At 45.1% G+C, this 15,572-nt stretch carries 16 protein-coding genes; all 16 read right to left on the bottom strand.

The annotated features are described in order from the left end of the window. Positions 1 to 27: 27 nt before the first annotated feature. Positions 28 to 717 (bottom strand): hypothetical protein, encoded by a 690-nt coding sequence (locus SWP_RS06870; RefSeq protein WP_020911705.1) that lies wholly within the window; start codon positions 715 to 717, stop codon positions 28 to 30. Next, positions 710 to 1,852 (bottom strand): protein-glutamate methylesterase/protein-glutamine glutaminase, encoded by a 1,143-nt coding sequence (locus SWP_RS06865; RefSeq protein ID WP_020911704.1) that lies wholly within the window; start codon positions 1,850 to 1,852, stop codon positions 710 to 712. The genes SWP_RS06870 and SWP_RS06865 overlap by 8 nt, the downstream gene beginning before the upstream one ends. 93 nt (positions 1,853 to 1,945) lie before the next feature. Continuing rightward, entirely contained in the window at positions 1,946 to 4,132 is a 2,187-nt protein-coding gene (locus SWP_RS06860) for a chemotaxis protein CheA (RefSeq protein ID WP_020911703.1), read from the bottom strand. Between the two features lie 13 nt (positions 4,133 to 4,145). Next, positions 4,146 to 4,883, bottom strand: coding sequence for a protein phosphatase CheZ (locus tag SWP_RS06855; protein WP_020911702.1), 738 nt, complete (start codon positions 4,881 to 4,883; stop codon positions 4,146 to 4,148). 13 nt (positions 4,884 to 4,896) lie between these two features. Continuing rightward, positions 4,897 to 5,280: a chemotaxis response regulator CheY gene (gene cheY, locus SWP_RS06850; protein ID WP_012143382.1), complete on the bottom strand. Its 384-nt coding sequence runs from the start codon at positions 5,278 to 5,280 to the stop codon at positions 4,897 to 4,899. A 41-nt stretch (positions 5,281 to 5,321) separates the two neighbouring features. Beyond that, a complete protein-coding gene (locus SWP_RS06845; RefSeq protein ID WP_020911700.1) occupies positions 5,322 to 6,041 on the bottom strand; it encodes an RNA polymerase sigma factor FliA in 720 nt (239 codons plus the stop codon). Beyond that, positions 6,034 to 6,915 carry a MinD/ParA family protein gene (locus SWP_RS06840; RefSeq protein ID WP_044556319.1) on the bottom strand — a complete coding sequence of 294 codons (882 nt, stop codon included), beginning with the start codon at positions 6,913 to 6,915 and terminating at the stop codon, positions 6,034 to 6,036. The genes SWP_RS06845 and SWP_RS06840 overlap by 8 nt, the downstream gene beginning before the upstream one ends. 4 nt (positions 6,916 to 6,919) lie before the next feature. After that, positions 6,920 to 8,317: a flagellar biosynthesis GTPase FlhF gene (flhF, locus tag SWP_RS06835; RefSeq protein WP_044555739.1), complete on the bottom strand. Its 1,398-nt coding sequence runs from the start codon at positions 8,315 to 8,317 to the stop codon at positions 6,920 to 6,922. 11 nt (positions 8,318 to 8,328) lie between these two features. Next, on the bottom strand, positions 8,329 to 10,428 hold the full coding sequence (gene flhA, locus SWP_RS06830; RefSeq protein WP_020911697.1) for a flagellar biosynthesis protein FlhA: 2,100 nt from the start codon (positions 10,426 to 10,428) through the stop codon (positions 8,329 to 8,331). Positions 10,429 to 10,677: 249 nt separating this feature from the next. Continuing rightward, positions 10,678 to 11,811 (bottom strand): flagellar biosynthesis protein FlhB, encoded by a 1,134-nt coding sequence (flhB, locus tag SWP_RS06825; RefSeq protein ID WP_020911696.1) that lies wholly within the window; start codon positions 11,809 to 11,811, stop codon positions 10,678 to 10,680. 57 nt (positions 11,812 to 11,868) lie between these two features. Further along, positions 11,869 to 12,669, bottom strand: a complete 801-nt coding sequence (gene fliR, locus SWP_RS06820) for a flagellar biosynthetic protein FliR (protein WP_020911695.1) — start codon at positions 12,667 to 12,669, stop codon at positions 11,869 to 11,871. A gap of 67 nt (positions 12,670 to 12,736) precedes the next feature. After that, positions 12,737 to 13,006, bottom strand: a complete 270-nt coding sequence (gene fliQ / locus SWP_RS06815; protein ID WP_020911694.1) for a flagellar biosynthesis protein FliQ — start codon at positions 13,004 to 13,006, stop codon at positions 12,737 to 12,739. A gap of 7 nt (positions 13,007 to 13,013) precedes the next feature. Next, positions 13,014 to 13,763: a flagellar type III secretion system pore protein FliP gene (gene fliP / locus SWP_RS06810; RefSeq protein ID WP_020911693.1), complete on the bottom strand. Its 750-nt coding sequence runs from the start codon at positions 13,761 to 13,763 to the stop codon at positions 13,014 to 13,016. Then, on the bottom strand, positions 13,760 to 14,134 hold the full coding sequence (gene fliO / locus SWP_RS06805; protein ID WP_020911692.1) for a flagellar biosynthetic protein FliO: 375 nt from the start codon (positions 14,132 to 14,134) through the stop codon (positions 13,760 to 13,762). The genes fliP and fliO overlap by 4 nt, the downstream gene beginning before the upstream one ends. An 11-nt stretch (positions 14,135 to 14,145) precedes the next feature. After that, the gene (gene fliN / locus SWP_RS06800) at positions 14,146 to 14,526 is read right to left on the bottom strand and encodes a flagellar motor switch protein FliN (RefSeq protein ID WP_020911691.1); all 381 of its coding nucleotides are present in this window, start codon (positions 14,524 to 14,526) and stop codon (positions 14,146 to 14,148) included. Positions 14,527 to 14,538: 12 nt separating this feature from the next. Then, on the bottom strand, positions 14,539 to 15,567 hold the full coding sequence (gene fliM / locus SWP_RS06795; RefSeq protein WP_020911690.1) for a flagellar motor switch protein FliM: 1,029 nt from the start codon (positions 15,565 to 15,567) through the stop codon (positions 14,539 to 14,541). Positions 15,568 to 15,572 lie beyond the last annotated feature (5 nt).

The following is a 15,572-nucleotide window of genomic DNA, read 5'->3' as shown; positions in this document are numbered from 1 at the left end:
AGACTTTAACTCACACTTAGCTAACAGCTACTCTTCTAACGCCCGAGTTGTGATCCTGATCCCGCCATGGGGCAGACTTATCAACTTAACGCCCTCTTCAGTAATGTTAAGCATCTGAGCTTGGTCAGGGAAACTGTAAATTGTCTCAGGGACTATCTCATTAGGGACATGCTCAGTCACACTAGAATCTTTTTGCAATGCAGTAGCCTGGACAGGTTCAACACTAGAGGAGTCATCCTGTCGCAATAAACGATTATCTACCAAAGGTACTGTTGATTCTGCAGAATCGATAGCTAACTGACCAACTTCTGTATTAATAATATTCTTATCTGCGGCAACACCATTCTCAGCTTCGGCCTGGTTAGCTTGCGTTGTAGAGCTTTGAATGAGTTGCTCAACGCTGCCATCACCGATTGGCATTGACGTCAGCTCTCCGGCACGAGCCCGAGCGACAAATGACTGTACAAATACTGGATTTTCCGCCATCCAATTGGCCATCACCTCAGCTTGTTCATCGGGCACCATAAACAAAATCTGACTTTCTTTTAATTCAGCGACTTCATCTTGCAGTAATTGATTCTTATACCTGAGTTCAAAATAAAGAGAACCTAAAACAAAGGCGGCAATACTGAGTAAAAACATCACCAACAATGACGCAGTATTCACCGCGCCTTTGCTGTTAGCTCTACAATCATAGTGCCGTTGTTTATTAGCCATGTGCCGTCTCTTTGAGGATTGACTCGGCCATCTGTTCAATACTAATTGATTTAGTCGCTAATCCAGCATTGGTTACGGCTTGCGGCATGCCGTAAACCACACAACTGGCCTCGTCTTGCGCCCAGATATTAGCACCCGCAGACTTAAGCATACGCGCGCCTTCGCGACCGTCTGCTCCCATACCAGTAAGCACCACCGCTAATACATCGCCACCCAATAACTTAGATGCTGACGCAAAGGTGATGTCAACACTGGGCTTATAATTCATCTCTGGTTTGCCTGCGAGTACTTTAATACGACCAAAACTGCCACTACGCTCAAGCATCATCTGCATGCCGCCAGGTGCCAGATACGCGCATCCGGCACGCAGTTGGTCGCCAGTTTGCGCTTCTTTTACTTCAATTTTGCACAAGCTATTTAAACGAGTCGCAAATGTCGGCGTAAATGCAGCAGGCATATGTTGAATAAGTAAAATAGGGTGCGGGTAATTTGCCGGAAATTGGGTTAACACTTTTTGTAGTGCTACCGGTCCTCCAGTCGAGGTACCAATAAGTAAGGCCTTATACTTTTTACCACTTGCACGAGTGACTGCGGTTGAACGACTAGTGGGTTTATCAGTTACCAATGATTGTGCTGGTATACTTGAAGCCGCTGTACGTGTTAATGCTACCGTAGGTGCCGAAGTTACTCGCGGTTTAACCGCAGTTGGTGATGGCCGAATAGCTGGCCTAAATAAACGGCGGCGACCTAAGGTTTTAATGCGTTGCTGCAATAATGCAATTGCATCGTCTTTATTAGTGGCAATGTCTTCGAATCGTTTTGGCAGAAAATCAAGTGCACCTGCCTCCAGCGCATCTAATGTTGCTTTGGCGCCGTCATGCGTCAATGATGAAAACATCAGAATTGGCAGCGGATTACTGGCCATTATTTGCTTAACCGCTGTGATCCCGTCCATCACTGGCATCTCAATATCCATGGTTATCACTTGCGGCTTAAGCTCTGCCGCAAGCTTAACAGCTTCAGCACCGTTAACCGCAGTGCCAACCACTTCTAACTCTGGATCTTGACTGACAATCTCACTTACGCGTCGCCGGAAAAAACTTGAATCGTCGACAACTAGTACTTTAATGCCCATTTAAATTCCTATAACGCATGGGGTTCCTGCTTTCGCACCACGTAAAAAGGACAAGTCGAAAATAAACTTTCTTCTTGTCCTATCAATAAGACGTTAGCCTTTATTACGTGCGTAGTGCTTTAGTAATCCAGGAACGTCCAAAATCAGCGCGATACCACCGTCGGAGGTAATTGTAGCCCCCGCCATTCCTGGGGTACCATGTAACAAGGTGCCGAGTGGCTTTATCACCACTTCTTCCTGTCCAATAAGGGAATCAACAACAAACCCTATCTGCATCGTGCCTAATTGCACAATAACCACATGTCCATGCTGTCTATCTCCATGGATCCCGCCAGTTTGAGTTCGAGTGAGCCAGCTCTCTAAATAAAACAGCGGTACCGCTTTATCACGAACAATGACAGTTAGTTGACCGTCCACCACATTGGTTTTAGTCAAATCTAAGTGGAATATTTCGTTCACACTAGACAGAGGCAATGCGAACACTTGCTCAGCAACTTCAACCATTAATGTTGGCATGATAGCAAGCGTTAATGGCACTTTAATCTCTAGGCGTGTGCCTTTGCCTTTAAGCGAGTCGATAAAGATGGTGCCGTTTAACTGGGTGATCCGCGTTTTAACAACGTCCATCCCTACGCCACGACCCGATATGTCTGATATTTCGACCTTGGTTGAGAAACCAGGCGCAAAGATCAAATTGTAGGCTTCTTCGTCGGTCATACGGGCTGCGGCATCTTCATCGAGCACACCACGATCTATGGCGATATTTTTAAGCCTCTCGGGATCCATTCCAGCGCCATCATCCTCGATTTTGAGTAGGATATGATCACCTTCTTGGCTCGCAGACAGGGTAATCGTTCCGCTACGAGCTTTTCCGCTAGCTTCACGATCATCAGGCATCTCAATGCCATGATCGACTGAGTTTCTCACCAAATGCACAAGTGGATCAGCTAACGCTTCAACTAAGTTCTTATCAAGGTCGGTATCTTCGCCCACCATAACAAGATCAATCTCTTTATTAAGGCTACGGGCTAAATCTCTGACAACACGCGGGAAACGGCCAAATACTTTCTTAATTGGCTGCATGCGGGTTTTCATTACCGCGCCTTGAAGATCTGCAGTGACTAGGTCTAGATTGGCTAGAGCCTTCGACATCTCTTCGTCATCACGTGAGATCCCAAGACTTAATAACCGATTGCGAACTAATACCAGCTCACCAACCATATTCATGATCTGATCGAGTCGTGAAGTATCTACACGCACTGTCGTTTCAGCTTGCGGCATATTATTGCCAGTGGCTTTGGGGGCTGATTTAGCAACAGGCTTTGGTTCGGCTTTAGCAACTGGAACTGCTACCGCCTTTTGTTGCGATGTCGTAATCGCTTGCACCACTGACGCTTGTGCTGCAGAAGTTTCAACTTGTGCCGGTTTATCTACATCTACAGCAGCAGGTGCTGCACCAGAGCCATGCAGCTCATCAAGTAAACGTTCAAACTCGTCATCGGTTATCTCATCAGAGTCAACAACATGATTAGGTTCTTCAATAACAGCCGCAGCTGCAGGCGCCTTAAACTGGCCTGAACCATGAAGCTCATCCAGTAATGATTCAAATTCGTCATCAGTAATGTCGTCTGAACTCTGCACTGGATCAACATGACTCACGGGAGCATCAACACCAGGTCCGTTGCCACTACCGTGCAATGCATCGAGTAATGCTTCAAATTCCGCGTCATTGATGTCGTCGATACTACCGCCTGCTGTCATATCGGCAGTTTCTGCAGCGATAGGGGCTTGTGGAACAATGGGCTCAACAACGGTTGCTTCTTCAACTACCGCAATACTTTCAACCTCGGCAACACTCGCTTGAGTATCTGCCATCTCAGAAGGCAGCAATTGCCCTGCACTGAGGGTTTTTAGTTGCGCTAGCAAATCGGGATCTGCTGGAGACTGAGGTTGACCTGCTTGAGTTTCGGCAAACATAGAGTTAATTGCATCAACAGCTTGCAGGATAACATCCATAAGGTTGGCGCTAACATCTCGCTTGCCCGTACGCAAAAGATCGAAGGTATTTTCGGCTTCATGGCAGACATCAACCATTGGTGTCAAGCTGAGGAAACCGGCACCACCTTTTACAGTATGAAAGCCTCTAAAAATAGCGTTAAGCAGATCAGTATCGTCAGGATTATTTTCTAACGTGACCAATTGTTCCTGTAGAAGCTCTAAAATCTCACCAGCTTCGATCAAAAAGTCCTGCAGTATCTCTTCATCAACATCAAAGGACATTCTTTTGACTCCCTTAAAAACCTAAACTCGAAAGCAGATCATCAACTTCATCTTGACCCGTCACAACATCCTGACGTTTTTCTGCGTTCATAATAGGACCTTCGGCTTCAACATCACGCGATGGTGCACTTTCATCAGCAGTTGCTGGTTGCTCACCAAAGACTGTCAACATCGATACTAAGCTGTTCTCAACTTCTCTGACGAGATCAATCACTCGGCGGATCATTTGGCCTGTTAGATCTTGAAAATCTTGTGCTAGCAATATTTGATTAAGAAGTTCTCTTACTCGGTTCGCATCCGATTCGCTTCTTTCAACAAATTGCTGAATATCATGACATAACGCTTTAAATTCAGTCAGCGGTAACTCTCGGCGCATGAGTTTATCCCATGCAGGTTTTACCGCTTGAATATTGTCGCTTAATGCATTTGCTAAAGGTAAACACTCTTCTACCGCATCCATGGTCTTATTTGCAGCTTGTTCCGTCATGTCAATGACGTAGGTCAAGCGCTCTTTAGCATCTGGGATTTCAGTATTGGCAAGTTCAATCAAGCGGTTATCCACTTGAAAGTCTACAATTGCGCTATGGAGCTGGCGGGTTAAACGGCCAACTTCATCAAAGAGTTCTTTTTGGATCGGTGAAGCAATTTCTCTCACCAATTCATCGGCTTTTGCTTGCTCGCCATCGCGAAGTAACGCGACGAGGCTCTCAGCTTGCTCGAGAGTAATGAGCCCTGACGTATCTTGCTGCATTGCTCATCCTTGCTTAACCTAGTCGCTCGAAAATTTTGTCTAACTTTTCTTTAAGCGTTGCTGCGGTAAAAGGCTTAACTACATAGCCATTAACGCCAGCTTGCGCTGCTGCGATAATTTGCTCACGTTTAGCTTCAGCCGTTACCATCAATACAGGTAAATGTTTTAGCTCATCATCGGCACGTATCGCCTTTAAGAGATCAATACCTTGCATTCCTGGCATGTTCCAGTCGGTTACGACAAAATCAAAATCGCCCTTCTGTAACATAGGTAAGGCTGTTGAACCGTCATCTGCTTCTTGAGTGTTGTTGAATCCCAAGTCTCGCAACAAGTTCTTGATGATACGTCTCATTGTTGAAAAGTCATCAACAACAAGAATCTTCATATTCTTGTCCAAGGTTTCCTCCGCGGAACTTATCTTTTAGTGTTTGTTTATTGTTATGTTTGCGTCCAGTGCTTGAGTTTACCCTTGAGCCTTAGCATCGCCTGACTATGGATCTGGCTAACTCTAGACTCACTGACCTCAAGAATGGCCCCAATCTCTTTTAAATTTAATGCTTCATCGTAATACAGTGACAATACCAGAGCATCACGTTCTGGTAATAGCTTTATCGCGGCCACTAATGCTGAATGAAATTCAACTTCAGCTAGCGACTCATAAGCAACATCATCATGGTTATCTTCGTGGTTAACCACATCGACCGCGACACCTAAATCTTCAATGCCAACAACTTTGCCCACTGACACATCATTTAGAATGCTGTAATACTCGTCGAGCGACATCTCTAAACGCTCTGCAATCTCTGGATCTCGTGCATCGCGGCCAAGCTCTTGCTCTAGCTCATCAATCACTTGCGCAACTCGGCGCTGATTGCGATGTACTGATCGCGGTACCCAATCACCGCGTCTTATTTCGTCTAACATAGAGCCGCGAATTCGAATACCTGCAAAGGTTTCAAATTTCGCGCCTTTACTACCATCAAACTTTGATGATGCCTCTAACAGCCCCATCATACCTGCTTGCAGCAAATCATCTAACTGCACTGACGCCGGTAAGCGCGCCAATAAATGATGGGCAATTCTTTTTACTAGCGGTGCATACTGTTCAACGATAGAGGTCTTATTATCTAAACTAGTATACGCGGCCGCTTTATTCACCTGACTTATCCTCTTGATAATCAGGGCGTTGGACTAATCGTTCAACAAAGAATTCTAAGTGTCCACCCGGTTGAGAAGGTATCGGCCAACTCATTATCTTGTTCGCAAGCCCGTGATAAGCAATCGCTGCAGGAGACTTAGGGAATGCCTCAACAATTAGCTTTTGCTTTCTAACTGACTTACGTAAATTCTCATCGAATGGCACAGTAGCAACCAGCTCAAGCGCAACATCTAAGAATCTATCTGTTACTTTACTTAACTTGGCAAACAACTCCATCCCTTCACGTAAACTGCGCACCATGTTAGCAACAATCTTAAAACGGAACACACCGTGTTCGCGGCTCAAAATTTTAATCAATGCGTAAGCATCAGTTATCGATGTTGGTTCATCACAAACAACGATTAATACATCTTGTGATGCACGTGAGAAACTGAGCACCATGTCTGAGATCCCGGCGGCTGTATCAACGATTAAGATATCAAACTGGGTTCTCATTTCACTAAATGCACGAATAAGACCTGCATGCTGTGCTTGAGTGAGTTCTACCATCGCCTGAGTTCCCGACGTCGCAGGAATAATCCCAATGCCCTTAGGTCCTCTTAAGATGACATCATCTAATTCGGCATCTCCGGACAAAACATGAGATAAATTTTTCTCAGCACGTAAACCTAGCATCACATCGACGTTGGCTAAACCTAAATCGGCGTCCAAAACGAGCACGCGTTTGCCCTTTTCTGCTAACGCTACGGCGGTGTTAATTGAAACGCTGGTTTTACCAACGCCACCTTTACCACCAGATACGGCGATAACTTTTACTTTTTCATTATTTGGCTGATTCATCATACGTAAACCACTTGCTTGATCGGGAGTCATGTTTTTACTCAAATGCATGGGTCATCTCATGTGACCGCTCACTGTTCTGTAATGGTTCTAATTCTTGGTTATCTAACACGGCTAATGCTCGGTTGGCTAAAGCTAACGTGTCAGCCACTTGCATATCTTCAGGAACACGTTGTCCATCAGTCACATAACTCAAAGGTAACCCACTTTGAATCAACACACTGAGCGCTGGCGCCAATGATACTGATTCATCTAACTTAGTCAGTACCGCGCCAGATAGCGGGATACGGGTAAACTGTTTTACGGCGTCTTCTAGTACTCGACGCTGGCCTGTTGCAGACATTACCAGATAACTACGAATAGGTATTGCGCTATTTGCTGTCAAATTATCGAGTTGCTGAAATAAGCGCAGATCTCTCTGTCCCATACCAGCGGTATCTATTAAAACTAACTTACGGTTTCTAAACTGATACAAAATCTGTTCTAACTCATTAAAATCATGAGCCTGCTTAACCGGGCATCCCATTATTTTGCCATAAGTTGCCAATTGCTCAAAGGCTCCAATGCGATAATGGTCAGTTGTAATCAATGCGACTTGATCTGAACCATGATGCGCAGCAAATCTTGCGGCCAATTTGGCGACAGTTGTGGTTTTACCTACACCTGTTGGACCAACAAATGCGACCACTCCACCTTGGCGAACAATGTCGTCGCCTTGGTTGTCTAACATATTGGCTAAACTGCGCGGCAATGAGGCCACCAATTCAGCGGGTGAATAATGTTCGCTCAAATTAGACAGCTTTTTAGCCACTGCCGGTGAGAACTCAGCTTCTAATAGCTTGCTCTCTAACATCGCGCCAACGGGATCAACGCGCTTCTTTTGCTCAGACATTAGGGTGCTAACTTGATGTGTCAATAAACTGCGAATTGACGCAAGTTCCTCTTTCATCGCATCCATTTCAGCACTGTTATTTTGTTTTTGCGGTGCGAAGCTATCCGGCGCTCTATTGGGGGTAAACTCGGCCTTCATAGGCTCTTTAGATTTAACCACTTGTGCCTGTAACCCTTTTGCCCACTCAGGCATATCAAGCTCTTCGCTACGAGTTGCTGAGGTGTGCTGGTTTACTCGGCTTTGTTGGCGTTCAAGCAACGCTTGCAGCGAATCTGGCGCTGGCGTTGGTTTAGCACGAGACTCTGCTTTTACATTCGCTCGCGAGCCAAGTGTTACTTTTTCATCACTAAGGTCAGTAAAGGCCGCCGGTGACGGCGCTGCTGCTATTTGGGGCTTAGGATCGTCATAGTCCACTGCCGCAACGATTTCTATTCCGCCAGTGACTTTTTTATTCGACATGATGACAGCATCAGAGCCCAAAGTTTCTTTAACTTGGGCTAAGGCCGAGCGCATATCTTTTGCTAAAAATCTCTTAATCTTCAATTATTCGCCCTCTACTGTCCAACAGCGGATACGATGCGTATCTGTTTCTCATCAGGTACCTCTTGGTAGGAGATCACCCTCAGATTTGGAATCGTATGCTTAACAAATCTTGATAATGTTGAACGTAGCATGCCTGATGTTAATAAAATTGCTGGTTGACCGACCATTTCTTGGCGCTGTGTGGCATCAACCAATGACTTCTGCATACGCTCTGCAAGGCTTGGTTCAATATTAGGACCGTCACCTCCAGTTGCTTGCATAGACTGATGCAACATTTGTTCCAACTCTGGCGCCAAAGTAATGACAGGGATCTCAAGTTCAGGGCCGCTGATCTCTTGGACAATCATTCTCTTTAAGGCTATTCGCACAGCAGCAGTTAGCACTTCGGTATCAGCACTCTTAGGTCCGTACTCTAATAATGTCTGCACTATGGTCTTCATATCTCGAATAGATACGCCTTCATTTAGCAGGTTCTGCATCACTTTAACCACAGTGCCAAGCGGCATTACATCTGGGATAAATCCATCAACCAGTTTCGGCGAACTCTTAGCGAGCATATCTAATAACTGCTGCACCTCTTCGTAACCGAGTAACTTGGAGGCATTGTTGGTCAGTAATTGACTGATATGAGTGGCCACTACTGTCGCAGAATCAACCACAGTGTAACCTAAGGTCTGAGCATGCTCTCTGAGCTCTGGGGCAATCCATACCGCTTCCAAACCAAAAGCAGGATCGGTAGTTTCGATACCCTCTAATTTACCGAATACTTGACCTGGATTGATCGCAAGCTCGCAATCGTGACGAATTTCACCTTCACCAGAGGAAACCCCCATTAGCGAGATCCGATATGCATTTGGCGACAGGTCTAAATTGTCACGAATATGCACCGCTGGCACCAAGAAACCCAGTTCTTGAGATAACTTCTTACGCACCCCTTTAATTCTGCCAAGCAATTCGCCACCTTGGCCTTTATCCACTAATGGGATTAAGCGATAACCCACTTCAAGGCCAATAGTATCAACGTGTTGAACATCGTCCCAGCTAAGCTCTTTAGGCTGGGCATCACGTTTCTCGACAGGTCCTGATTTAGCCAATTCCAAAGCACGTTCTCGGTCAGTCTCTTTCTTCTTGTTAATGAAATAGGCTGAGGCACCGGCAATAGCGGCCAGTGATAAAAATACAAAATGAGGCATACCAGGTACTATGCCCATCACAAACATAACAGCGGCAGCAATGGCGAGAGCCTTCGGGCTGTCAAACATCTGACTCATCATCATTTCGCCCATATCGCCAGATTCATTTTGACGAGTCACCATTAAGGCGGCTGCGATTGATAATAAAAGACCAGGTATTTGTGCAACAAGACCATCACCAATGGTCAGTAGCGTATAAATCTCAATCGCATCGGAAAAACTGAGGCCATGTTGAGCCATACCAATGACGAAACCGCCAAGAATGTTAATCACCAAGATTAATATCCCTGCAATTGCATCACCTTTTACAAATTTTGAAGCACCATCCATCGCACCATAAAAATCAGCTTCACGGGTCACTTCCGCGCGTCTTGCACGTGCCTCTTCTTGACTAAGCAGCCCTGCATTTAAGTCGGCATCAATAGCCATCTGTTTACCAGGCATAGCATCAAGGGTAAAGCGAGCACTAACTTCAGAGATACGACCTGCACCTTTGGTGACAACTGCGAAGTTAATAATAATCAAGATTAAAAATACCACTAGGCCGACGGCATAATTACCACCAATAACGACTGAGCCAAATGCCTCAATCACTTTACCGGCAGCGTCACCGCCATTGTGACCTTCTAGTAATACAACGCGTGTGGAAGCTACGTTTAATGCTAATCGCAGTAATGTGGCAACTAACAAAACACTAGGAAAGGCGGCAAAATCTAACGGCCTGTCACTATAGATAGCAACAAGTAGCACAACTAATGCTAGTGCGATATTGAATGCAAACAGAATATCCAGCAGAAAGGCAGGCATAGGTAAAATGATCATAGCCAGAGCGGCTAGAACCAATAATGGGGTACCCACGCCTTTAAAATGTGCGGGCTCTAATTGTTTTAATTGCCCAAGTCTTGCGTTAAATTCCATTCACCCTAAGTCCAATCTTTGACGCCTCTTGGCTGTACTGCAAATTTAGTACCAAAATTTTAAAGCGTTAACGAGTAACAAAACCAACAGGATCAAGCTGCTCAAATTGTAGAGCATGCACACTATAACCTGAAAAGAATGAGCAAAGAATGGAAAGCCAAGTAAGTGAGTGTTTTTTAAACACCTTCTGCTTTAAAATGAGACTTCAATATAAGGTTAATCCACAATTCCATTGATAATGCAGCCTGTTTAATGTTTAAGCTCATCAGGGATCGGTTGCTTTGTAGGAATAGCATTGGGGCGACGCCCTTTGCCTTTTTGGTATTGACGTAACTGAAATACGTAGGCTAGCACTTGAGCGACTGCTGTAAATAGCCCTTCTGGGATCTCTTGATCTATTTTGGTCGTGTGGTAAATAGCACGCGCTAATGGTGGTGCAGTAACGATAGCCACATCATGCTCGCGGGCAATTTCACGGATTTTAAATGCGACTTCATCAACCCCTTTGGCCACCACAAACGGTGCAGTTGACTTGGCAGCATCATATTTGACCGCCACGGCATAATGTTCAGGGTTAACCACAATGACATCAGCATTCGGTACTTCCCCCATCATGCGTCTTTGTGCCATCTCTTGTTGTAACTGACGAATACGCCCCTTAACTTCGGGCTTGCCTTCGGTATCTTTGTACTCATCTTTAACTTCTTGCTTGGTCATCTTTAACTGTTTGGCGTGATGCCAAATTTGATAAGGAACATCGATAGCAACAATAATAAAGGTCGATGCACACAGTAAGATGAAAATCCAAGAAACCAGATCTAACGCATGATAAATATTGCCAGGAAGATGATCTTGCGACAGCATCAAAATGTCATTCAAATAGATTTTCAAAACCACATAAGCGGTAATTGCCACCACTGAAAACTTAGCAATACCTTTGGTGAGTTCAACTACAGCTTGTACGCCAAACATTCGTTTCAAACCTGCGACAGGACTCATTTTACTCGGTTTTGGCATACAGGCTTTGGCTGAAAAAGACATTCCACCCAACGCCACGTTACCAGCAAAGGCAATCACAGCTAGCAATAAGATAAAACCTAGCAAAGGCGCTGCCAATTCACTGCCCACCATGCTCCAGATATTCATCATCTGCCGAGTATCAAAAATCTCATCACGGGTTAATGTAAATAGGTTGGTCATAATGGTGTGCATCGCTTTAGCAATGCTTGGCCCGGTCATAACAAGCCCAACTGAAGCAGCAATAAGAACGGCAGAGGTTCCTAAATCTTTGGAGCGTGCAACCTGGCCTTTATCTTTAGCCTGTTGCAACTTTCTGGAGGTTGCTTCCTCTGTTTTTTCTTGGCTACTGTCATTTTCAGCCATGACAGTCCCCCGTCATGAGTGGAGATAGCACTATGATAAAACGCGTGAGTAACCTCATCAGTTAAGCCCACCATCTAAGGTGCACTGTAGCTCAAGGACGTTACACAGCAGAATTTGTACCTCACGCCACACTTCATCAAAGTGAGCCATGATAGGGGTCAATGTTAACCACAGAATAAACAAACCACTGACCATGGTTACAGGGAAACCAATGGCGAAGATATTTAACTGTGGTGAAGCTCGAGTCATTACCCCAAAAGAGAGGTTGATCGTCAGTAGCGCCACGATGGCCGATAGCGACATGGTCAGCGCTGCGCCAAACATATAACCGACAAATTCAGTAAACATACGATAACTTGCGAGGCTCAGACCTTCCATTGATACAGGAATTGAATCAAAACTCGCCACCACCATTTTGATGAGTATTAGGTGCCCATCTACCGCCAGAAATATCATTGTTGTGAGCAAAAGAAAGAAGTTCGCAACAACAGGTGTTTGTTGTCCTGAACCTGGGTCTATCATGGAGGCGAAACCTAGACTGGTCTGCATACCGATGATCTGCCCGGTTAATACAAATGTCTGCATTAGCAGCAGGGTTGAAAATCCCATGGAAACGCCAATGATGATCTGCTGAAAAGTGACAAACACTGCGCTCAAGGAAAAGAGCTCTATATCGGGCATTGGCGGTAGCACGGGCACTACAGCTGCAGTGACGGTCAGAGATAACAATAATCTAACCCGCGACGGTGTGGTATTAGCACCAAATACCGCCATCACCATAAACATGCTAGAGATCCGCGTTAATGGCCACATGTAGCCAGCAATCCCACCCATTATGGTATCAAGTAAGATATTCATAATTACAGCACAATGCTTGAATGCTGACGTTTTAACATAAGCGGTTCAGACAGTTGCAACAGCATGATTAACCGATGACCTGAGGGATCATATTGACCATCTGCATAAAAAACTCCATCATCGTTTGTACCAGCAGATGCCCCATCAGCATTAAGCCTAAAAGCGTTGTTAGCAATCGTGGGAGGAAACTTAATGTTTGCTCGTTAATCGAAGTTGCAGCCTGAAATACCGCCACGATCAAGCCAACAATGAGCCCTGGCACAATGATCATCGAAACAATCGTCACAATAACCGCTAAGGCTTCTCTAAAAATATCAATCAGTGCTTCAGGAGTCATAAGCTACCTACAACCCAAAACTGTTAGCTAACGTGCCCATCACTAAACTCCATCCGTCAACAAGTACGAATAGCATGATCTTAAACGGCAAAGAGACAATCATAGGCGATAACATCATCATCCCCATAGCCATCAAGATACTGGCGACCACTAAATCTAATACCAAAAATGGCACGAATAGCATAAAGCCGATCTGAAATGCCGTTTTCAGTTCACTGGTGATGAAAGCGGGAATAATCACGCTCATTGGCGCATCTTCCGGTTCATTGATATTTTGGTACCCCGAAATTTCGATAAAAGTATCTAAATCGGTTAACCGAGTTTGGGATAGCATGAAATCTTTCAGTGGCCCTTTACCAGTATTAAAAGCATCCTGAATCGGCATGCCCTGCTCAATATAAGGTTTGACCGCTTGTTCATAAATCTTATCGAATACCGGAGACATAATAAAAAATGTCATGAACATACTGATACCAATTAAGATTTGATTCGAGGGGGCTTGCTGTAACCCGATTGCTTGACGCAAAATCGACAAAACCACAATAATACGGGTAAACGAGGTCAACATAATGACAGCTGCGGGGATAAAGCTCAGTGCGGTCATCAGCAGTAAAATCTGCATGGTTACCGAATACTGCGTAGAACCATCAGCCCCCGTTGATACAGTTACTGCAGGTAAAATTCCCGTTTCAGCTAACACTGTAGGGGATATTAATGACAGTGCAAGGCCGCCAAATAACACAATCCATTTTATCATCGGGACGACTTCGCTTGACGTAAACGACTCGCAAAGGAGTCAGTGGAGATCTCAACGGGATCGCTAAGCTTATCAACTAAATTAACTTGGTGCGGGGTAACCCCAAGTAGATATTGTTGCCCGTCAACTTCTACGAGTACCAGCTTCTCTTTTTGACCCAGTGGCGTAACAGCCAGTGTTTTCAACACGCCTTGGCTGCTGGGTACCAAATTGAGTCGCTTCACCATATAAGCCAAAGCAAAAATTAATAGTAGGACAACAATCAGCCCTCCTACCATACTGGCAAGTGTGGCTACACTTGAAGGCGCCGCCGATTTTTCTGCGGTAGCGGCAACGGTGCCAAGACTAGCTAATGCAAGCTGAAAACTCATTGCTAATCCCTTTATTTAAGCTTTTTGATACGCTCAGTCTGACTGATAACGTCGGTTAAACGAATACCGAATTTGTCGTTAACAACAACGACTTCACCATGAGCGATTAAGGTGCCGTTAACCATCACATCGAGAGGTTCACCCGCAACACGATCGAGTTCTACAACCGAACCTTGGTTTAACTGTAGTAGATTACGAATATTGATAAAACTGCGACCCACTTCCATCGAAATGGTGACAGGGATATCCATAATCGCATCAAGTTTTGAGGCTTCCTCCTCGCTTAACGGAGCTGCATCGCTGCTAAACTCATCTAGCTCTACAGCTTGTGCTTCTTCAATTGCTTGCTCTGCCATTGCTGCAGCCCAGTCATCACCTGTATCTGTACTCATTTACTTTTCACCTTATATATCAGAGCGTTCGCGTGGCTTACCTTTATGGGTAACCAACTGCAGTTCCGACTTAACCGTTTCTGGCCTTTGTATTTGTTCACAAATCTTTAATGCAAGATTCTCTTTAGTTTTCCCCATCTTACAACGATAAGTGGGAAGATCTTCAACTTTCAAAATAATGTGCTCAGGCAGCTCAACAGGGATCACATCCCCAGCCTTAAATTCAAGCACATCACGTAATGTCACCTGATGCTCTACAACGGTAGCGTCAATACCGACGTCAACATCCATGATCTCGTCTCGCAGTGCCTGCGACCAGCGCATATCAGTATCTTGAGTATCACTTTGCACGCCAGCATCGAGCAGCTCTCGAATAGGTTCAATCATCGAATACGGCATAGTTATATGGAAATCACCACCGCCACCGTCGACTTCGATATGGAATGAACTGACCACTACCACTTCGGTTGGGCTAACGATATTCGCCATCGCAGGGTTAACTTCAGAGTCAAGATAATCGAACTCAACATCCATCACCGGCGCCCAAGCTTCTTTATAATCTTCAAAGATAATTTTCAGCAGCAGTTGCACAATACGACGTTCAGTGGGAGTAAACTCTCGACCCTCAATCTTGGCATGAAAACGTCCATCGCCACCAAAGAAGTTGTCCACTAAAATAAACACAAGCCTTGCTTCCATGGTGATAAGCGCTGTCCCTTTTAGCGGACTAAAGCGCACCATGTTTAAGCTTGTCGGTACAAAAAGAGTGTGTACGTACTCACCGAATTTGAGCATTTGTACGCCGTTAATTGACACTTCAGCCGCTCGGCGCATCATGTTAAACATGCTTATTCGCAAATGACGAGCAAAACGCTCGTTAACAATCTCCAGCGTTGGCATTCGGCCACGCACAATACGGTCTTGCGAAGAGAAATCATAGGCACGGGCATCAAGCTCACCGTCCTCTATCATGTCCTCTTCGACGTCATCTACACCGTGTAGTAGCGCATCAATTTCGTCTTGGCTTAATAAATCACTCACGATAT

This window comes from Shewanella piezotolerans WP3 (assembly GCF_000014885.1).
Taxonomy (GTDB): Bacteria; Pseudomonadota; Gammaproteobacteria; order Enterobacterales; family Shewanellaceae; genus Shewanella; species Shewanella piezotolerans.
The sequence above is the reverse complement of the archived record's forward strand: the minus strand, read 5'-3'. Positions and strand labels throughout refer to the sequence as shown.